This is a genomic window from Acidocella aromatica, assembly GCF_014201825.1.
GTDB classification, from domain to species: domain Bacteria; phylum Pseudomonadota; class Alphaproteobacteria; order Acetobacterales; family Acetobacteraceae; genus Acidocella; species Acidocella aromatica.
Window position 1 is genome coordinate 268,453 of record NZ_JACHFJ010000002.1, and the last position, 18,553, is coordinate 287,005.

19 protein-coding genes are annotated in these 18,553 nt (G+C 65.4%); 13 read left to right on the forward strand and 6 right to left on the reverse strand.

The features are described from left to right. Nucleotides 1-36: 36 nt before the first annotated feature. Nucleotides 37-531 (forward strand): invasion associated locus B family protein, encoded by a 495-nt coding sequence (locus HNP71_RS03855; RefSeq protein ID WP_183265550.1) that lies wholly within the window; start codon nt 37-39, stop codon nt 529-531. Further along, nucleotides 522-1,685: a 23S rRNA (adenine(2503)-C(2))-methyltransferase RlmN gene (rlmN, locus tag HNP71_RS03860; RefSeq protein WP_183265551.1), complete on the forward strand. Its 1,164-nt coding sequence runs from the start codon at nt 522-524 to the stop codon at nt 1,683-1,685. Before HNP71_RS03855 ends, rlmN begins: the two co-directional genes overlap by 10 nt. A gap of 50 nt (nt 1,686-1,735) precedes the next feature. On the opposite strand, the gene HNP71_RS03865 is transcribed toward rlmN, so the two are convergent. Next, complete coding sequence (locus HNP71_RS03865; protein WP_183265552.1) at nt 1,736-2,632, reverse strand: ketopantoate reductase family protein; 897 nt, start codon at nt 2,630-2,632, stop codon at nt 1,736-1,738. A 122-nt stretch (nt 2,633-2,754) separates the two neighbouring features. On the opposite strand from HNP71_RS03865, the gene HNP71_RS03870 reads away from it, so the two are divergent. From HNP71_RS03870 to HNP71_RS03900, 7 genes are all read left to right on the forward strand, one after another. Continuing rightward, on the forward strand, nt 2,755-3,150 hold the full coding sequence (locus HNP71_RS03870) for a Rossmann-fold NAD(P)-binding domain-containing protein (protein ID WP_183265553.1): 396 nt from the start codon (nt 2,755-2,757) through the stop codon (nt 3,148-3,150). 66 nt (nt 3,151-3,216) lie between these two features. Then, a complete protein-coding gene (locus HNP71_RS03875; protein WP_183265554.1) occupies nt 3,217-3,765 on the forward strand; it encodes a PadR family transcriptional regulator in 549 nt (182 codons plus the stop codon). Nucleotides 3,766-3,768: 3 nt separating this feature from the next. Beyond that, entirely contained in the window at nt 3,769-4,053 is a 285-nt protein-coding gene (locus tag HNP71_RS03880) for a DUF2218 domain-containing protein (protein WP_183265555.1), read from the forward strand. Between the two features lie 41 nt (nt 4,054-4,094). Then, the gene (locus tag HNP71_RS03885; RefSeq protein WP_183265556.1) at nt 4,095-4,748 is read left to right on the forward strand and encodes a DUF374 domain-containing protein; all 654 of its coding nucleotides are present in this window, start codon (nt 4,095-4,097) and stop codon (nt 4,746-4,748) included. Beyond that, a complete protein-coding gene (locus HNP71_RS03890; RefSeq protein WP_183265557.1) occupies nt 4,745-5,977 on the forward strand; it encodes a 3-deoxy-D-manno-octulosonic acid transferase in 1,233 nt (410 codons plus the stop codon). The genes HNP71_RS03885 and HNP71_RS03890 overlap by 4 nt, the downstream gene beginning before the upstream one ends. Beyond that, nucleotides 5,974-6,912: a tetraacyldisaccharide 4'-kinase gene (gene lpxK / locus HNP71_RS03895; RefSeq protein WP_183265558.1), complete on the forward strand. Its 939-nt coding sequence runs from the start codon at nt 5,974-5,976 to the stop codon at nt 6,910-6,912. The genes HNP71_RS03890 and lpxK overlap by 4 nt, the downstream gene beginning before the upstream one ends. Further along, nucleotides 6,909-7,826, forward strand: coding sequence for a lysophospholipid acyltransferase family protein (locus tag HNP71_RS03900; protein ID WP_221246606.1), 918 nt, complete (start codon nt 6,909-6,911; stop codon nt 7,824-7,826). Before lpxK ends, HNP71_RS03900 begins: the two co-directional genes overlap by 4 nt. On the opposite strand, the gene mgtA is transcribed toward HNP71_RS03900, so the two are convergent. The 3 genes from mgtA to HNP71_RS03915 form a co-directional block, all read right to left on the reverse strand. Further along, on the reverse strand, nt 7,823-10,411 hold the full coding sequence (gene mgtA / locus HNP71_RS03905) for a magnesium-translocating P-type ATPase (protein WP_221246607.1): 2,589 nt from the start codon (nt 10,409-10,411) through the stop codon (nt 7,823-7,825). The two genes, HNP71_RS03900 and mgtA, sit on opposite strands and share 4 nt — an antisense overlap. Then, nucleotides 10,395-11,294, reverse strand: a complete 900-nt coding sequence (locus tag HNP71_RS03910) for a YihY/virulence factor BrkB family protein (RefSeq protein ID WP_183265559.1) — start codon at nt 11,292-11,294, stop codon at nt 10,395-10,397. Before HNP71_RS03910 ends, mgtA begins: the two co-directional genes overlap by 17 nt. 74 nt (nt 11,295-11,368) lie before the next feature. After that, the gene (locus HNP71_RS03915; RefSeq protein ID WP_183265560.1) at nt 11,369-12,223 is read right to left on the reverse strand and encodes an alpha/beta fold hydrolase; all 855 of its coding nucleotides are present in this window, start codon (nt 12,221-12,223) and stop codon (nt 11,369-11,371) included. Between the two features lie 47 nt (nt 12,224-12,270). Here HNP71_RS03915 and HNP71_RS03920 point away from each other — a divergent pair, with 47 nt between their 5' ends. Genes HNP71_RS03920 through HNP71_RS03930 form a run of 3 tightly spaced genes read left to right on the forward strand, consistent with a single transcriptional unit; the run spans nt 12,271 to nt 14,666 of the window. Further along, entirely contained in the window at nt 12,271-13,425 is a 1,155-nt protein-coding gene (locus HNP71_RS03920) for a glycosyltransferase family 87 protein (RefSeq protein ID WP_183265561.1), read from the forward strand. Continuing rightward, nucleotides 13,422-13,868, forward strand: a complete 447-nt coding sequence (locus tag HNP71_RS03925) for an RDD family protein (protein ID WP_183265562.1) — start codon at nt 13,422-13,424, stop codon at nt 13,866-13,868. The genes HNP71_RS03920 and HNP71_RS03925 overlap by 4 nt, the downstream gene beginning before the upstream one ends. A 45-nt stretch (nt 13,869-13,913) precedes the next feature. Then, complete coding sequence (locus tag HNP71_RS03930; RefSeq protein WP_183265563.1) at nt 13,914-14,666, forward strand: arginyltransferase; 753 nt, start codon at nt 13,914-13,916, stop codon at nt 14,664-14,666. Here HNP71_RS03930 and HNP71_RS03935 read toward each other — a convergent pair. Continuing rightward, a complete protein-coding gene (locus tag HNP71_RS03935) occupies nt 14,663-16,549 on the reverse strand; it encodes a hypothetical protein (RefSeq protein ID WP_183265564.1) in 1,887 nt (628 codons plus the stop codon). The two genes, HNP71_RS03930 and HNP71_RS03935, sit on opposite strands and share 4 nt — an antisense overlap. 9 nt (nt 16,550-16,558) lie before the next feature. Then, nucleotides 16,559-17,485 carry a mitochondrial fission ELM1 family protein gene (locus tag HNP71_RS03940; RefSeq protein WP_183265565.1) on the reverse strand — a complete coding sequence of 309 codons (927 nt, stop codon included), beginning with the start codon at nt 17,483-17,485 and terminating at the stop codon, nt 16,559-16,561. On the opposite strand from HNP71_RS03940, the gene HNP71_RS03945 reads away from it, so the two are divergent. After that, nucleotides 17,460-18,548: a M14 family metallopeptidase gene (locus tag HNP71_RS03945; RefSeq protein ID WP_343062200.1), complete on the forward strand. Its 1,089-nt coding sequence runs from the start codon at nt 17,460-17,462 to the stop codon at nt 18,546-18,548. The two genes, HNP71_RS03940 and HNP71_RS03945, sit on opposite strands and share 26 nt — an antisense overlap. Nucleotides 18,549-18,553: the final 5 nt, after the last annotated feature.

The window sequence follows — 18,553 nt, forward strand, 5'->3', positions numbered from 1 at the left end:
TTGGATCATGCGGCGTCCTGAGCTATCTGGTGCCGCATGAAATACCTCCCCATAGCTGCGCTGCTCGCCGTGCTGCCCACGCTCGCCCTTGCCGACGCCCCCGCCCCGCTCGGGGCCAATGGCGGCAAGTTCGGCAACTGGACAGCCGCGACCTACGGCACGGGTGCCGCGAAGATCTGCTACGCCTTCACCACCCCGCAAATCTCCAAGCCGAACTGGAAATCCCGCGGCAAGGTGATGTTGACCGTGACGCAGCGCCACGGCTCGCGTGACGAAGTCTCGCTGACCGCCGGCTACGCCTACCCGAAGACCGCTAGCGTGAAGCTGACCGTCGGTACCACGCCGTTCGATTTCTACACCAGCGGCGCCAACGCCTTCACCTCCAGCGGCACCGCCGTGGTCACCGCGTTCAAAAGCGCCGACAGCGCCGCCACCAAGGGCACCGGGCCCAAGGGCAAACCGGTCGAGGACAGCTTCTCCCTCACCGGCTTCTCCGCCGCCTATAAAGCGATCTCCGCCGCATGTCCGTAACCGACCTCACCGCCGCCGAGCGCGAGCGCATCCTCGCCAAGGCCGCGCATTTCTCCCCGCCCGACTACGTGCTGTCCGATGGCCGGCGCGACCTCGTCGGCCTCTCGCGCGAGGAACTGGTCGCCGAGATGGACGCCTTCGGCGAGAAGCCCTTCCGCGCCAAGCAGCTCTGGCACTGGATCTACCACCAGGGCGTGCGGGATTTCTCGGCCATGTCCAGCATCGCCAAGCCGTTGCAGGAGAAGCTGGCGGAGCGCTTCATCGTCGGCCGCCCGGAGGTGGCGACCGACCAGCTCTCCAAGGACGACACCCGCAAATTCCTATTCCGTTTCCGCGACCATGAGGCAGTGGAGACGGTCTATATCCCCGACCGGCGGGAAGATCGCGGCGCAGTGTGCATTTCCTCGCAGGTGGGCTGCACGCTGTCCTGCAAATTCTGCCATACCGGCACGCAGCGCCTGGCGCGCAACCTCTCCGCGGCCGAGATCGTCGGCCAGTTCATGGCCGCGCGCGACGCTTACGGCGAATGGCCGAGCCCCAGGGGCGAGACGCCGCGTTTGCTCAGCACCATTGTGCTGATGGGCATGGGCGAGCCGCTGTATAATTATGAGAACGTGGCGAAAGCCATGAAGATCATCATGGACAACGAGGGCATCGCCCTCTCGCGCCGGCGCATCACACTCTCCACCTCGGGCGTGGTGCCGATGATGGACCGCGCGGGCGAAGAACTCGGCGTGAACCTCGCCGTCTCGCTGCATGCGGTGACGGACGAGCTGCGCGACGAAATCGTGCCGCTGAACCGCAAATACCCGATCAAGGAGGTCATCGAGGCCTGCCGCCGCTATCCGGGGGCGAGCAACGCGCGGCGCATCACCTTCGAGTACATCATGCTGCGCGGCGTCAACGATTCCGAGGCCGACGCCCGGGCGCTGGTGAAGCTGATCGCGGGCCTGCCCGCCAAGGTGAACCTGATCCCCTTCAATCCCTGGCCGGGCAGCGCCTACCAGCCCAGCACGCCGGAACAGCTGAAGAAATTCGCCGCCATCGTGATGAACGCGGGCTATGCCTCACCCATCCGCACCCCGCGTGGGCGGGATATTCTGGCGGCGTGTGGGCAATTGAAGAGCGCGATGGAGAAGGACGCGGCGGAATAAGGCGCGAGATGGGGGCTTTTTGAAAAAAGCCCCCATACCCCCGAAAACTTTTATAACTTTTCGTCCAGTACCTTAACCAAGCGCACCAGCATCTCGTTCACCGGTGTGGGGATGCCTAGCTCCTGGCCCATCGCCAGCACCGACTCGCCGAGCATCCCGTTCTCGGTCTGCCGTCCGGCTTCCACATCCTGCAGCATCGAGGTCTTCTGCTCCGGCGCCAGCCGCGCCAGGATGGGGAAGATCGCCTCCACATCCGCGCCCGTCAGCCCGATGCCCTTGGCCTGGGCGATGCTCACCACCTCGCCGCAGGCCTCGCGCACCAGCCCGCGCAGTGTCTCGCCGGCAAATGCGCCGTAACTCATGCGCAGCACCGCCGAGAGCTGGTTCACCCCCACGTTCAGCATGAACTTCCACCACAGCTCGCGCAGCATGTCCTGCGGCACACGGCAGGCAATCCCGCCCTTGGTGAACAGTTCCTTCACCGCCGCCACGCGGGGCGAGATCGTCTCGTTGCGCGCCTCGCCGAACACGATCGTCCCGGCTTTGGAGTAGCGCACCTCCTGCCCCTGGCGCACCGCGTCTACCTCCACCACGAAGGCGTAGAGCAGCTTCTCCATCCCGAACGCCCGGCCCAGCACGATCTCACTCTCGATGCCGTTCATCAGGGAGAGAATCACCGTCTCCGGCCCAACGAAGGGGCGCAGGGACTCGATGGCCTCGGGCAGGTTCTGCCACTTCACCGCCACAATCACGAGGTCCGCCGGCGGCGCGTTTTCCCCGGGTGTAAGGTAGGAAAGTGCCACTTCCTCCCCGTTCACCCGCACGCCCTCGGCGCGGTAACGGGCGGCGCGGGCGGCATCGGCCACCACGCGCAGGCCAAACGGAGCCAGGGCTTTCGCGTAAATCGTGCCGAGCGCCCCCAGCCCGCAAAGGTAGATATTCCGCATGGACGCGCCATATCACCGCAATGCGGGCCAGGAAAAGCCAGAATTCGGCCACAACCGGCCAAGCATAACCCCTTGGCGGACTTAAAAGGTCCACGGCTGACAACAGCTTAAGGAGCAAAGGCATGGCGGTGTATCTCATCACTGGCGGGGCGCGCGGCATCGATTCCGGCATCGCCCGGCGGCTGGTGGCACAGGGCGGCACCGTGATCATCGCCGGCAAGGTGACCAGACATGTGGCGGGGGCGCGCAGCGTTATTTGCGACCTTGCCGATGCCGCCCAGGTGGCCAGCCTGCTCATGGGCATCGAGATTCTTGAGGGCAAGCTCGACGGCCTCGTCTGCGACGCCGCCCACCTCACCCATATCTTCCCGCTGGTCGCAGCCGCCGCCCCGCTGCTGCGCGCCGCCCCCTGCGCCGAAGTCACCCTCACCTCGGCCCATGCCGCCTCCGAGGGCGCTTTGGCCAGCCTTTCCGCTTCGCTGGGCCCGAAAATACGGGTGAACTGCCTTGTTGAATAATCCTCTTGTATAAAACTGTATTTAGATATATCTAAACTGTATCATTAACGGTTTGGAGACAGTCACATGCGGTTCAACCGCTTTCAAAACCATGACACATATTTCGAACACCGCCGCTTCGCCCGTGGCGAAGGCTTCGGCCGGCGCTGCGGCCGTGGCGGGCGGCTCGGGCGCTTTCTGGAGCATGGCGATCTGCGCCTGCTGGTGCTGGACCTGCTGAACCAACAGCCGCGCCATGGGTACGATATCATCAAGGCCATCGAGGAACTGACCGGCGGAGCCTATGCCCCGAGTCCCGGCGTGGTTTACCCTACCTTGACCATGCTGGAGGAACTTAGCCAAGCCGAAGCCGCCGCCGAGGGCAGCAAGAAACTCTACAGCATCACCGATGCCGGGCGTGAGGCGCTGGCGCAGAACCAGGCGGGGCTGGATGCCATCCGGGCCCGGCTGCAAAGTACCCCCAACCGCGAGGCCGCCCTGCCCGTGGCCCGCGCGATGGAGAACCTGAAGACTGCCCTGCGCATGAAGCTCGGCAGCGGCACAGCCACGGCGGAGACGGTTCGCCACATCGCCGACGCGCTGGATGCGGCCGCCCGCAAGATCGATGAGGCCTGAGCCATGCACGTCATGGCAAGCATCCCCACCGAAAATGCCAAACGCTATCTGGGCCAGTTCGTGAAGCATTTCTCCCACAAGCTGCCCTTCACCCGATGGGAGACGAACGAGCGGGGCTCGGTCGAGTTCCCCATGGGACAGTGTAAGCTGAAAGCCGACGAGGCCAGGCTTTCAATCTCGCTGGAGCCCACCTCCGCCGAGGCGCTGTCCGAATTCAAGGATGTGGTGGAGCGGCATCTACTCCGGTTCGCGTTCCGCGAGAACCTCACCATCGCGTGGCAGAACTGACGAGTGTTGGCGCGGGTTGCGCTTAATGCTACCCGCCTTGTGTGAAGAAACTCCTGAAATCGGCGCCCGTGCAGGCGGCTCTGGCGTGGCTCGCGGCGACGTATGTCAACCTCACTCTGCGTACCCAAAGCTGGCGCGTGGTGGGCGATGAGCATCTGCAAGCCAGCCTCAATAGTCCGGTCATCGCCGCGCTCTGGCATGAAACCTTGGCCACCGGCCCGGCCATGTGGCAGATCGCCCGCAAGCGCGGCCTGCGCCGCAGCGTGGTGGTGCTCTCCAGCATGCACCGCGACGGCAAGCTCATTGGCAATGTCATGCGGTATCTGGGCATGGAGCTGGTCTCGGGCTCGTCCTCGCGCGGCGGGGCCGAGGCGGTGGAGGCTCTCACCCAGGCCCTGGCCGATGGCAAGCATGTGGCCATCACGCCAGACGGCCCACGCGGCCCGCGCCGCGTGGCGGCTCCGGGCGTGGCGCGGCTGGCGGCACTCACCGGCGCGCCGGTGCTGCCCTTCGGCGTCTGGACCTCTCGCGCCATTACCATGAACACCTGGGACAAAATGCGCTTTCCCCTGCCTTTTGGGCGCGGGGTTCTGGCTGTCGGTGCGCCAATGCATGTGACCGGCCCGTGGGAAGAGGCGCTGCCGTGCATCCAGGCCGCGATGGTTGAAATCCAGGACAAGGCCGCCGCCGGATGATGCTTGGCCTCTACGCCGCCGCCACGCGCCTTGCCGCGCCCGCGTTGCGAAGCATGCTGCGCAGCCGTGCCGCGCGGGGCAAGGAAGTGCCGTCCCGCCTGCGCGAGCGCGAGGGCTTCACCGCCCTGCCCCGTCCCGCTGGGCGGCTGATCTGGGTACACGCCGCCAGCGTGGGGGAGACGATGTCCGTACTGCCGGTGCTGCGTGCGCTGGCGGCGCATGGCCCGGTGCTGCTCACCACCGGCACCGTCACCTCGGCCAAGCTGGCGGAGGAGCGGCTCCCACCAGGGGTGCGGCACCAGTTCGTGCCGCTTGACGTTCCAGCCTGGGTAAAGCGCTTCCTCGATCATTGGCGCCCCGATGCGGCGGTGTTTGTGGAAAGCGAGATCTGGCCCAATCTGCTGCGCGGCTGCGATGCGCGGGGGATCAAGCGCGTACTGCTCAATGGGCGCATCTCGGCCCGCTCCACCGCCAATTGGCGGCACGTGCCGGATCTGGCACGGCGGCTGCTGGGCGGGTTCGCCGCCATTCACGCGCAATCGGCGGCCGATGCCGCGAATTTCCGCGCCCTCGGCGCATCCCGCGTGCTGGAGTGGGGCAATCTGAAATTCTTCGCCGCCCCCCTCCCGGCCGATGCCGAAGCGCTTGCGACTTTGCGCGCGCAAATCCCCGGCCCGGTCTGGCTGGCGGCCAGCACGCATCTGGGCGAGGAAGACCTGATCGCCACCGCCCATGCGGCGCTGGTGGCGAACTACCCAGATCTCGTCACCATCATCGCGCCGCGCCACCCGGAACGAGGGGCAGAGGTTGCTGAACTCTGCGCCAACGCCCCCCGGCGCAGCCTGGGCCAAATGCCGCGCCCTGGGCACGTCTATCTGGCCGACACACTGGGCGAGCTGGGGCTGTTCTTCCGCCTCGCGCCTTTTGCCTTCATCGGCAATTCGCTGCTCGGCTTTGGCGGGCATAACATCATCGAGCCCGCTTTGCTCGCCCGCCTGGTGCTGGCCGGGCCGCATCTGGAGAACTTCACCGAGGCCGCCCATCGCCTTACCGAGGCCGCTGCCCTGGTACGGGTGAAAGACGCCACTGGGCTGGCCGACGCCGTCCGCACCTGGCTCGCCGCACCCGAAGCGGCGTACGAGGCCGGGCAACGCGCCGCCGCCTGCTTCGCCGATGCCGCTCTTTTGCCCGCGCGCCTCACCGGGCTGATTTTGGATAACGCGGCATGAAAGCCCCCGCCTTCTGGACCAAGCGCGGCCTGCTGGCCCAGCTTTTGCGCCCCTTCAGCCTCATCACGCGCATCTCCACGGCACGACGCGTCAGCCGTCCGGGCCTCAAGCTTGGCATCAAGGTCATCTGCGTGGGCAATGCAGGGGTGGGCGGGGCTGGCAAAACCATCGTGGCGCTGGACATTCTCTCCCGCCTCCCCGGCGCCTTCGCCCTCACGCGCGGCTATGGCGGGCTGCTCGCCGGGCCGGTGCTGGTGGACAGCTCCGTACACACGGCGGAGTTGGTGGGCGATGAAACCCTGCTCCTGGCGGAAGCCGCCCCCACCGTGATGTCGCGCGACCGCGCCGCTGGGGCGCGGCTTGCCCTGGCCGAGGAGGCCAGCGCCATCGTCATGGATGACGGGCTGCAAAACCCGGCCTTGCACAAGGACCTTTCCCTGCTGGTCATCGATGGCGGCTACGGCTTCGGCAACGGCCTGCTGCTGCCCGCCGGGCCCCTGCGCGAGCCGGTGGCCGAGGCCGCCGCCCGCTGCCAGGCGGCAGTGCTCATCGGTGAGGACGAAACCGGCGCGCTCGCGGCCCTGCCCCCCAGCTTGCCCGTGCTGCGCGCCGACCTAGTCCCCGACTGCGTCGCCCCCCTGGAGCGCCGCCGGGTGATCGCCTTTGCTGGCATCGGGCGGCCGGAGAAATTCTTCCGTTCCGTACTCTCGCTGGGTGCCGAAATCATCAACCGCCACGCCTTCCCCGACCATCACCCCTACACCACGCGGGACGTGACCACACTGCTCGCCGACGCCGCCGACAAGTCCGCCCTACTGGTGACGACGGAGAAGGATTACGTGAAACTGCCTGCGCCTTTGCGCAATGCCTGCGTCGTGGTACGCGCCCGCCTGCGCTGGGAGAACCCGGCCGCCTTGGGAAAACTGCTGCGATGAGCAACGACAAGATCAAATTCGGCCACCGTGTGGAAGCGGCCATCGTGTTGGCGCTGATCAAGGCGCTGCAACCGTTCAAGCCCGAGACCGCCTCACGCATTGGCGGCGCGGTGGCGGGAGCCATCGGCCCGCTGATCCCCACCTCCAAGATCGCCGATAAGAACCTGCGCCTCGCCATGCCGGAACTCTCCGCCCCCGAGCGTAAAAAGATCGTCAGGGAGTGCTGGCAGAATTTGGGCCAGACCGCCGCCGAGCTGGTGCGCATCGGCGACATCAAGGAGACCAAAAGCGGCCCTGGTTACGAATTCATCGGCTGGGAGAAAAACGTAGTTCCCGCGCTGAAGAATGGCACGGAAGGCCCGTCGATCTTCATCACCGGCCATATCGCCAATTGGGAGGTCACGCCCCCCGGCGCCTTCGCGCATGGGGTGGACGTCGGCTTCATGTATCGCGCCGCCTCCAACCCGCTGGTCAACGACATGATCCTGCGCCTGCGCGAGGCGAATTTCGGCCGCAAGGTGACGATGTTTCCCAAGGGCGCGGCAGGCGCGCGCGCGGCCTATGCGCATATGCTCAAGGGCGGGCATCTCGGCCTGCTGGTGGACCAGAAGCTGGATAACGGCATCTCCGTGCCCTTCTTCGGACACGAGGCCATGACCATGGACGCGCTGGCCAGCTTCGCGCTCAAGTTCCGCTGCCCGGTTTTTCCGGTGCATGTGGTGCGCGTGGCGCCCGCGCGGCTGCATATCATCTGCGAGCCGCCAATGGCTCTGCCCAATACCGGCGACAAAACCGCCGACGCTCTGGCGCTCACCACGGCGGTGAACCAGACTCTTGAACGCTGGATCAGGGAAAAGCCCGGCGCGTGGCTATGGCTGCACCGCCGCTGGCCGAAGGCCTTGTACCGGGACTAAAGCCCCCAGCGGCGGATGAACCATGTTTTTACGACGGTCGTCAGCACCGCGTAGCTGAGCAGGAAGCTGCCGACGATCGGCCAGAACAAATGTGGCAGCGGCACGAAGCCCAAAGTTGCGCCGAGCGGCGTGAATGGCAGCGCGATACCGATGCCGCAAATGATCAGCGTGGCGGCGATCAGCGCCGGGCTCGCCCAACTCTGCACGAAGGGAATATGCCCGGTGCGGATGATGTGGATGATCAGCGTCTGCGTCAGGATCGATTCCACGAACCAACCGGTCTGGAACAGCGCGGGATTATTCCAGCAATGGAACACATAGAGCATGGTGAAGAAGGTGGCGTAATCGAAGAGCGAGCTGATCGGGCCGATGAAGATCATGAAGCGCGTAATATTCCCCAGCTCCCATTTGCGCGGGCGGGTGAGGTAATCTTCATCCACATGGTCTGTCGGGATCGCCGTCTGCGAGAAATCGTAGAGCAGATTGTTGGTCAGCACCTGGATGGGCAACATCGGCAAAAATGGCAGAAAAATACTCGCCCCCAGCACGCTGAACATGTTCCCGAAATTCGAGCTGGCCCCCATCTTGATGTATTTGATGATGTTGCCGAACACCTCGCGCCCGGCGAGCACGCCATCATTCAGCACGGAGAGATTCTTCTCCAGCAGGATGATCCCGGCACTCTCCTTGGCAATATCCACGGCGGTATCGACGGAGATGCCGACATCCGCCTCCTTCAGGGCCGGGCCGTCATTGATGCCATCGCCCATGAAGCCGACGACATGCTTGCGCGCCCGAAGTGCGGCGATGATCCGCGCCTTCTGCTCCGGCGAGACCTTGGCAAACACGTTCGCGTGCTCAGCCGCGATGGAAAGCTCCGCATCGCTCATCGCCTCCACCTCGCGCCCCAGCATCAGCCCGGTGATCTCCAGCCCCACATCCCGGCAGACCTTGCGAGTGACGAGGTCATTATCGCCCGTGACGATCTTCACCGCGACGCCTGAAGCCTCCAGCCGGGCGATGGCGGCGGGCGCGGTCTCTTTCGGCGGGTCGAGGAAGGCGATGAATCCACGCAGCGTCAGCCCAGCCTCATCCGCCGCACTGAAATTGTTCAGCCGCTCGGGCGGAAACTCGCGCGTGGCGACGGCGACAACGCGGAACCCGTCCTGATTCAGCGCCCGCGCCACGGCGGCGATCTTCGGCAGCTCGTCCGCATCCAAAGCCTGCACAGCGTCTTTCAGCTCGTAACCGGTGCAGACGCTAAGGATCTCCTCCACCGCGCCCTTGCAAATGAGCAGCGGCGGCGCATCGGGCTTTCGCACCACCACCGAGAGGCGGCGTCGGGAAAAATCGAAGGGAATTTCATCGACCTTGCGAAACCCGGTGTCGAGATCGAGATGCTCCTCCAGCTCCACATGCTCCAGCACCGCATGGTCGAGCACATTCTTCAGCCCACTCTGGAAATGGCTGTTGAGGTACGCCAGCATCAGCACGCCGTTATCCTCATCACCGCGCACATCGAGGTGCAACTTCATGATGATACGGTCCTGCGTAAGCGTGCCGGTCTTGTCGGTGCAGAGCACGTCCATCGCGCCAAAATTCTGGATCGCGTTCAGCCGCTTCACGATCACCCTCCTGCGCGCCATCATGATCGCCCCGCGCGCGAGGTTCACGGTCACGATCATCGGCAGCATCTCAGGGGTCAGCCCCACCGCCACGGCCACCGCGAACAGCGCCGCCTCCAGCCAGTTATGCTTGGTCAGCCCGTTGATGAGGAACACGGCGGGAGCCATGACCATGATGAAGCGGATCATCAGCCCGGCGAAACCGGCAATGCCACGGTCGAAGCTCGTCAGCCCCTTGGCGCCGGTAATTTTGTCGGCAAGCTGGCCAAAGCTGGTGGCCGCCCCCGTGTGCACCACCAATGCGGTGGCGAAGCCGCTAATGACATTCGAGCCCATGAAGCAGATGTTCTGCAGCGCGAACAGATCGTCCGCCCCCTTGCCCTGCGCCAAGGCGGATTTCTCCAGCGGCATCGACTCCCCCGTCAGCGCCGACTGGTTAACGTACACATCCTTGGCCGTGAGCAGCCGGACATCGGCGGGGATCATGTCGCCAGCCGAGAGGCGGACGATATCGCCCGGCACCAGCTCATCGAGTCCAATCTCGGCATAGCCCTCCTCATCCGCGCCCGGCGTGCCGAGGCGGCGCACCGTGGCGTGGATCTTCACCATATTGGCGAGCTGCGCGGCGGCTTCGCTGGAGCGGTGTTCCTGAATAAAACCGAGCCCAACACTGAGAACGACCATGATGGCGATGACGATGGCCGAGCGGGCATCCTGCGCCAGTAGCCAGGAGACGGCGGCCAGAATTATGAGCATAAAGTTCAGCGGCGTCTTGGCGTTGCGCCACAGCTCCGCGAGTACGCTCAGGCGCTCCTCACGCGCCACGCGGTTGGGGCCGAAACGCTTCAGCCGAGCCGCGACCTCAACAGCACTCAACCCCTCGGGTGCGGCCCCAACACGGGCACAAGCGGCACTCGGCTCCAGCCCCGCGATTTCAGCCAAGTCATGCTTTTCGGTCACGTTCCCTCGCCTGCCGGCTGGCATGGTGCAGCTTGTAATGGCGCCATTCACGGTCGAGTGCCGCATTCACCTCGGCACCGAACAGCACCACGTAAGCGGAGATATAGAACCACATCATCAGGCCAATTAGCGTGGCAAGCGGCCCGTAAACCACGCTGTACGCGGCAAAATGCCCGACATAGAGCCCGAACGCCCAGGAAGCCAGCAGCCATAGGAAGGTCGCGATAACCGCGCCCGGCGCGTGGAACACCCTGCCCGCCCCGGCGGGGCCGAAGCGGTAGAGCAGCCCCAGCGCCAGCAGCAGGAACACAACCATCGCCGCGGCGCTGATCAGCCCGACGAGAAAGGTGGTGGAACCCGAAAGCCCCAGAAACGCCAGCACCACCGGCACGAACACCAGAAAGCCTATGGCCATGGCCGTGCCTATAATGGCGATCAGCGTCATGCCCATCGCCACGAGCTGGAATCGCAGGATCCCCCGTGTCTCTTGCTCATGGTAGGCTAGTGAGAGTGCGTTGAGCACGGATTTAGTGCCGGTGGAGGACGACCACAGCGAGATTGCCAGCGAGATGAGGAAGCTCACCCCCAGCCCCTTGGCCGGCTGCGCCACCACGTTCTGGATCCGGTCAGAGATCAGCGAAAACGCCGCTGGGGGCATGAAGCTTTGCAGATAATGCAACTGCGGCTGCACGGTATCGGGGTTATACACCAGCCCGTAAAGCGAGATGAGCATGGTGATGGTGGGAAACAGCGCCAGCGTGGCGTAGTAGGCGCAACCCGCGGCAACCAGCGAGACACGCTGTGACGCTGTTGCCCGCCCCGCCGAGACGAGCGCGCGACGCAGCAGCGGTAATTGCGCGCGGGAGATAAAACTGTCAGCCATCAGGCTGGAATGTAGCCAGTTCCGTCCGGGCGGCAAACCCGTCACGCCACCGACACAAAAGCGTCATCCGCCGCTTACAGCCCCGCGAGCAGAAACGCCTTGATTCGCGCCATCGACTCATAATCCATCAGCGCCGGGGCATGGCCCGCATCCTCCACCACGTAGCCCTCGGCGCCATTTTCTAGCATGCGGGTATATACGGGCTCGGTGAGCAGGTCGCTCTGCGCGCCGCGGATGACCAGCCGTGGGAGCTTGATCATGTCCCAGAGCGGCCACATGTCCACGTCGATAGGCACCGAAACCAGCAGCGGCTCGATGATCTTGGGGTCGTAATGCATGGCGAAGGCCCCGTTCCCGGTCTGGTCCAGCACCTGCCGGGCGGAGAAGCGGGCCATATGTGCCCATTGCGCGTCGCTCAGCGGACCGAATGTCGCATGCACCAGGCGCAGATGCGCCTCAAGTGCCTTCAGCGAGACGAAGCGGTCGGGCGCGGTGCTCATGTAATCACGGATATGCTTGAGCGCCACGGCAGGGATATGCGGGCCGACATCGTTGAGCACCAACCTTGTGATTGGCGTATTCTGCGCGGCGGCGACCATCATGCCGCAGATGCCGCCCAGAGACGTCCCCACCCAGGCCACCGGCTTGTTGAGCTGTGCGAGCAGATGCGCCAGCGCCACCACATAGGTCGGCGGCTGATAGGCCATGGATTCGGGGAGCCAGTCGGAGTTCCCGCGCCCCGGCAGATCAGGGCAGATGACGTGGAACCGGTCGGAGAGGGCCTCCGCCAGAGCGTCGAAATCCCGCCCATTGCGCGTGAGACCATGCACGCACAGCACGGCCGGAGCCGCAGGGTTGCCGGACTCGACATAGGCCATCTTGTAGAATTTGGTGCCGAACAGATAGTTGACCGAACCCGCGCGCGGCATATGCCCCTCCATCGACCGTAACCCGAAGCTGGCTTAAGGCTTAAGCCATGCCAACCCAGCCCACAACCGGCCCGGCCTACAAGCTCTTTATCGCGGTGGTCAGCACCTGCGCGGCGCTCAATATCCTCGCCCTCGGCTACCTGCTGTTCACCCATACGCGGCTGAATTGCGACTTCATGGCCTTCTGGTCCTTCCCGCGCTTCGCCGCCACGCATCCCATCGCGCAGATCTACGACGCCACAGCGCTGCAAGCCTTCCAGCAGGCGCTGTATCCGGGGTTCGACAGTTTCTACCCCTATCTCTATGCGCCCACGCTGCTACTGCCGATCTGGTGGCTGAAAAACATCTCCTACGGCTGGGCCGAGATCATCTGGACCGCTACAGGCCTCGCCGCTCTCGCCACCGCCGTGCCGCTGGCCTTCCCCCGCGCGCGCTGGGCTGTGCTGGCGGCGCTGCTAGCCAGCCCAGCCGCGTTGATCTCGGCTGCCACTGGGGAGACGGCATTCTTCACCACCGCCCTGCTGCTGGCGGGGTTCGGCGCGCTGCCGACGCGCCCGGCTCTGGCAGGCATCGCCTTCGGGCTGCTCACGCTGAAGCCGCAACTCGGCGTGCTCATCCCTGTCTTCCTGCTGGCGCACGGCGAGTGGCGGGCCATCGCCATCGCCAGCCTCACGGCGCTGGCGATGGCAGGGTTGTCCTGCCTCGCCTTTCCACCCGGGCTGTGGCTCAGCTGGGCGCATACGCTACCGCAATACCAGGCCAATTATTTCGCCTCCACGGGGCTGAATCTCAATATCATCGTCACCCCCGCCGCCAATCTCGTCGCGCTGGGCGTGAAGCAGCACATCGCCTGGATAGTGCAAATCGCCTGCTTCGCCTTGGTGGCGGCGGTTGTCGCTTGGCTGGCAAGGCGTGGCCCGTACCGTCTGGCCGTGGCTGCGTTGCTCACCGGCACTTTCCTCGCCCAGCCCCACGCCTATGCGTATGACAGCGTGGCCCTGACCGCCGCCCTGGCCTTCTGCCTTCCCATGCGCCCCTCCGCATGGCCGCTCGCCCTGGCAGCGCTAATCTATCTCGGCCCGCTGACGCTGCTCACCCCGGCTTGGCACTGGTTCCTCTACGCCGTGCCGGAGGCTGCACTGTTCGCCGCCATCGCCACTCTTGCGCTCCGCCCCCCGCGCGGCGCACACTCCCAGGCATGACCGAATACCTCTCCACCCCGCCCTTCGACCCGCGCCTGACGGACGGCGTGCTGCCACGGCGCTTCCTGGCGCTGATCGTCGACTGCATCTGCATCAACATCGTCGGCTGGGCGGCGGTGTTCCTCATCGCCCTGTTCGGCATCCTCACGCTGGGCGTGGGTTGGCTCGCCTTCCATGTCATCCCCTTTATCCCGCTGGCCTATTACACCCTGCTGGTGGGCGGGAGCGGCGCCACGCCGGGGCAGCGCTTCGCCGGGCTCGCCGTGCGGCAGGACGATAACTGGACCGCGCCGCCCAACCTCGCCCAGGGACTGGTCTGGGCCGTGCTGCTCTGGCTCAGCTACGTGCTGGTCGGCATTCCGTTCCTGCTGGCCTTCCTCAATCCGCGCGGACGAATGGGGCATGACATCCTTTCCGGGCTGGTGGTCATCAGGTCCAGGTAAATTCCTGTTGACGCGGCGGGGCTGAACCCCAAACATAAAGCTGTAATGAGCTTCAAATCGCCCCGCCGCCCGCATTTCTTTTACACCACGGCGCCGCTGCCCTGCCCCTACGTGCAGGGCCGCACCGAGCGCAAGGTGGTGACCGAGCTGGCCGGGGTCTCGGCGGAATCATTGCACGACCGTCTTTCGCGCGGTGGCTTCCGGCGCAGCCACAACATCGCCTATGCGCCGGTCTGCCCCTCCTGCAATGCTTGCCTGCCCATCCGCATTCGCGCGCAGGACTTCATGCCCAACAAAACGCAGCGCAAGGTGGCCCGCCTCAACGCCGATCTCACCGTGCAGGAGATGCCGCCCCGCGCCACGGCCGAGCAGTACCAGCTCTTCCAAGTCTACCAGCAGATGCGCCATGGCGACGGCGACATGGCGGCGATGAGTTTCTACGACTACCGCGCCATGATCGAGGACACGCCGATCGAGACCTCGGTGATCGAGTTCCGGCTGCCCGATGGCCGCCTCGCCGGCGCCTGCCTTACCGACCGCGTTGGCGACGGCCTCTCCGCCGTGTACTCCTTCTTCGACACCACGCTGGATCCCCGCTCCCTCGGCACCTACGCCATTATTTGGCTGGTGCAGCGTGCCGTGGAGCTGGGGCTGCCGCATGTCTATCTCGGCTATTGGGTCGCCGAGAGCCGCAAGATGGCCTACAAAGCCAAGTTTCGCCCCAGCGAGGTGCTACGCGGCGGACAATGGGTGGGCTTGGGCGAAACGCTTAAGGTCGGGGCGCTGGTGGAGGTCTAGAACCCGAACATATGATCTAGCGAGAAGCCGCCCGTGCCGTCGTCCATGCCATGGAAACCGAACAAGCGGCAGGTGACATCCCGGATCAGCACATAGCCAGCCTCGCCCGCCTCGCGCAGCGCCTCGGCGGAGAAATGCTCCGAGGGCCGTACAACGAACGAGCCTGAACAAGCGATCCGGACCCGAGCCGTTTCCAACTTCCGCCCCGCGCCGTCGTAAAGTTTCAACTCGGTGCTGGAGAACTCCACCCAAGGCCCCGAGGCCGGGTAGATCAGCACGCAGAAGCTCTCCCGCCCGCCGAAGCCGAGCTTGAGGAACAGCCGCGTGGAAAGTCCCGGCGGCTTGCCGGTATAGCTTTGCGGCTCGTTCTTGTAGACCATCAGCGTGTTGAAGATATGCGCGCCGAAGCTGCTCTCCGCCGCATGGCCGCTCACACGGTCCTCGAAACGGAACAGCGCGTGCAGCCAGCCATTGGCCTCGCCGCCAGCGCGGAAATCATAGACCAACTCGGCATGGCCGCCCTCGGGCAGCGCGTCCTCGGGCAGCATGTAGTCAAGGTCGAAGGCGCAGTCATGCTTGCGCGGCAGCACGCCGGAATAATGCTCCGCCAGCTTCGCGCCGTCCGGGGCGAACACGTCCAGCCGCAGCGGGGTGTTCTGCTCTGTCACGGCCATCGGGGTGGGCAGTACGACGGTACGGAACCGCTGACGCGGCAGCACCGGGAAAGGCAGCAGGAACCCACGCCCCATCTCGGAAGGTAGCGCCTTCAGCCCCTCATCGGGCTTCAAATCCGCACGCTCCACGTTCACATGGGCGATGCGCGTGCGCCCGCCGCGCTGCACCTCGTAGCGTGGACGCACCACATGCCGCCCAGCCAGAACCTCGAGCTGCGCCGGCCATTTAAGGTCCGGGAACAGCTCCGCCACATCCAGCGCCAGCGTGGCGAAGGGAGGAACCTCCTCATCCAGCGCTTTGGCCGCGCCCTCGCCCATGCGGTCCAGCGCCAGCCCGCCCGCCGGGATCGGCACGGCGTGGCTGTTCTGCACCCACAGGATCACGCGCTCATCCGGGCGCGGCGCTGGCAACCCGGCGAACCGCTCGGAGGGCCAGGCATTGGCATCATGCGTGCAGGAGAGCGAGGCCCCGTTATCGGTGGCATAGGTATCCAGCGCGTATTTCACCACGTCATGCCCCGAGATGCCGGTGGCATGGATGAACAACTGCCCTGTGAACGGCCCCAGCCCGAAGCGTCTGCGGATCTCCTGGCTGTCGAGCACATAGCCACCCGGCCCGGCAGCGGCGTCAGCTTGCCATTCGGCCAGCACCTCGCCTTGCGCGCCGAACAGAATGTGGAAGAAGCGCACCGCCTTGGCGCCGTATCCGGCCCAGTAATTGGCGGTGGTGAGGCGGGTGGCGAAATGCCCGTCATCGCGGAAGAACACGAAATTGGTGGCGAAGTTGCGCCCGTCCAGATACCGCTCCGGCACGCTGCGCCATGCCTCGGGCAGCTTTATTTCGTCCAGCGTCAGCACCTCGGCGCCCGGCGGCAGGAAACGCCGCAGCCGCTCGGCCACACGCGGTGCGTCGAAGGCCGCGATCAGCACCGTCTGCACCCGCGCCTGGGGCAATGCCGTCAAAGCCCGTGCGATATGCCCGCCGCGTACTTGGCCCACGGCCAGCACGTCCTGCACGTAAACGCCTTCAACGTCGAAATCCGGGCAAAGGGCCAGTAGCGGCCCGGCGTAACCCTCCGGGTCAACCACTGCCACGGTGCCAGCCCGCTCGGCCAGCGCCGCCAGAGCCCGCGCCGCCATGGGGTGCGCCAGCGCCTTGTAGACCGTATTGCCGCCGCGGAAATTATCGAACGTTTCAATATCCAGCATATTTTTATCTCACAGCCCCAGACGTCGGCGCAGTTCCGCCGCCGCTTCCGCCGTATCATCCAGCGGCGCGGTATTCCATAGCTCCAGCCGCCCGTCGAAATCCCGCACGCGCCCGTCCTTCACCAGCTCGTCCATGAACATGCCGATACGCGCGGATTTGCCCGGCAGCCGCACCAGATATACCGGCGCATGCGTCGCCACCGCCTCGGAGACCATGGAGACACTATCCGCCGTGGCGATGATGGCATCGGCACAGGCCAGCATGCCGAAATACGGGTTCTCGCCGGTAAAATCCCAGATCCAAGCCCCCAGAGGCTCAAGGGCTGCGCGCAGAATGGCCACAACCTCGGGCGAAGTACGGCGCGAAGGGGTGATGACTACCCCCGCCTGCCGGGCCACATTGGCGAGCTGCACGGCCAAAGCATGGGCCTGCGGAGCCTCGAACCGGTAGCGGCCATTGGAGCCGCCCAGCAGCACCGCCACCAGCGGGCGCCGATACGCGGCAAAGTGTGGCGCCCAATGCTCGCGTTCGGCGGCCAGACGCGCCTGCGTCACGCGGTGCAGCGCCGTGCGGGTGACGATCACGTTCGGCCCGGCAATACCGTCATGCCGGGCGGCGAGAATGGCATCGAACTTATGCAGCGCCATGCGCGGATGCTGGATCGCCACGGCCCGCACATTCTTGCCGCGCAGCGCCGCCGCCACGCGCGAGCCCGCACCGCCAGCGCCCATCACCACCGGCGGCAGCGGGGCCTCGAACGCCTCCGCCCCCACGGCCAGCCTAGGATTGAACCAGAAACTGGTCGGGATCTTGTCCCAGGGCTTGAGAAAGCGCAGCGGGTGCATGTCCGGCACGAATCCGGCGGCCTCGGCCAAGCCCAGCGCCTGGTTCCGCAGCCCGGCGAGGTCGGTGCAAAAGAGTCTCACAATCGGCATGGCTCCGGCTTTGGCTGGGGCACGGCGCGGCGTCAACCCACGGATTGCGCCCCGCCACAACCCGGCTACACTGGCGGCTATGAGTTCCGGCCCCTTGCCCGAAGCGCTGTCGCACAGCCCGCATGCCCACGGGTTGCCTGGTTTCGCCGTAGAAATCGCGCCGCCCGACCTCACCCCCTTCATCGCCGGCAATACCGGCATACCCGGCTTCACCACGCTCGATTCAGGGCGCGAGGGGCCGCATGCGGTGATCGTTTCATTAATTCATGGCAATGAGTTTGCGGGCGCCATCGTGCTGGCCGAGTTGCTGCGCACGGGTTTCACCCCATTGCGCGGGCGGCTTACGCTCGGCTTCGCCAACCTCGCCGCGTATAAGCGGTTCGACCCCAGAAACCCCTTGGCCTCACGCTATCTCGAGGAAGACCTCAACCGCGTATGGGACGATTACCAACTTTTCGGCGTGCGCCGCTCGGCAGAGCTGGACCGCGCGCGCGAGATGAAACCGCTGATCGACAGTGCCGATCAGCTGCTCGATCTGCACACGATGCTCTGGCCCTCGGAGCCGCTGCTGCTATGCGGCGCGGGAGCGCGGGGGCGCGAATTGGCGCTGGCTGTGGGCACGCCGGGGCTCGTTGTGGCCGATACCGGGCATAAAGGCGGCAAACGGCTCATCGATTACGGGCGTTTCACCGAGGGCGCTGAGCAGAAAGCCGCTTGCGTGCTGGTGGAGGCCGGGCAGCATTGGGAGGCAAAAGCCATCGCACAGAGCCGTGAGACGGTGCTCTCGCTGCTGCGCCATGCTGGTATGGCGGAGGGCATCGCCACCCCGCCGCCCCCGCGCTTGGCGCAGGTGGTCCGCACCATCACGGCACGGACCAACCGTTTTACCTTCGTGCGCGATTTCCATGGCGGCGAGATCGTGCCCCATGCCGGAACAGTCATCGCGCATGATGGCGACGAAGCCATCCTCACGCCCGAGGACAATATGATGCTGGTGCTCCCGGCGCTGAAGGTCGCGCACGGGCACACAGCTGTACGGCTCGCGAAAATGCTAGAAAACTAACGGAA

Coding starts and splice junctions, on each gene's coding strand:
- HNP71_RS03855 (WP_183265550.1), top strand. CDS start 37: ATGAAATACCTCCCCATAGCTGCGCTGCTCGCCGTGCTGCCCACGCTC.
- rlmN (WP_183265551.1), top strand. CDS start 522: ATGTCCGTAACCGACCTCACCGCCGCCGAGCGCGAGCGCATCCTCGCC.
- HNP71_RS03865 (WP_183265552.1), bottom strand. CDS start 2,632: ATGCGGAATATCTACCTTTGCGGGCTGGGGGCGCTCGGCACGATTTAC.
- HNP71_RS03870 (WP_183265553.1), top strand. CDS start 2,755: ATGGCGGTGTATCTCATCACTGGCGGGGCGCGCGGCATCGATTCCGGC.
- HNP71_RS03875 (WP_183265554.1), top strand. CDS start 3,217: ATGCGGTTCAACCGCTTTCAAAACCATGACACATATTTCGAACACCGC.
- HNP71_RS03880 (WP_183265555.1), top strand. CDS start 3,769: ATGCACGTCATGGCAAGCATCCCCACCGAAAATGCCAAACGCTATCTG.
- HNP71_RS03890 (WP_183265557.1), top strand. CDS start 4,745: ATGATGCTTGGCCTCTACGCCGCCGCCACGCGCCTTGCCGCGCCCGCG.
- lpxK (WP_183265558.1), top strand. CDS start 5,974: ATGAAAGCCCCCGCCTTCTGGACCAAGCGCGGCCTGCTGGCCCAGCTT.
- HNP71_RS03900 (WP_221246606.1), top strand. CDS start 6,909: ATGAGCAACGACAAGATCAAATTCGGCCACCGTGTGGAAGCGGCCATC.
- HNP71_RS03910 (WP_183265559.1), bottom strand. CDS start 11,294: ATGGCTGACAGTTTTATCTCCCGCGCGCAATTACCGCTGCTGCGTCGC.
- HNP71_RS03915 (WP_183265560.1), bottom strand. CDS start 12,223: ATGCCGCGCGCGGGTTCGGTCAACTATCTGTTCGGCACCAAATTCTAC.
- HNP71_RS03920 (WP_183265561.1), top strand. CDS start 12,271: ATGCCAACCCAGCCCACAACCGGCCCGGCCTACAAGCTCTTTATCGCG.
- HNP71_RS03925 (WP_183265562.1), top strand. CDS start 13,422: ATGACCGAATACCTCTCCACCCCGCCCTTCGACCCGCGCCTGACGGAC.
- HNP71_RS03930 (WP_183265563.1), top strand. CDS start 13,914: ATGAGCTTCAAATCGCCCCGCCGCCCGCATTTCTTTTACACCACGGCG.
- HNP71_RS03935 (WP_183265564.1), bottom strand. CDS start 16,549: ATGCTGGATATTGAAACGTTCGATAATTTCCGCGGCGGCAATACGGTC.
- HNP71_RS03940 (WP_183265565.1), bottom strand. CDS start 17,485: ATGCCGATTGTGAGACTCTTTTGCACCGACCTCGCCGGGCTGCGGAAC.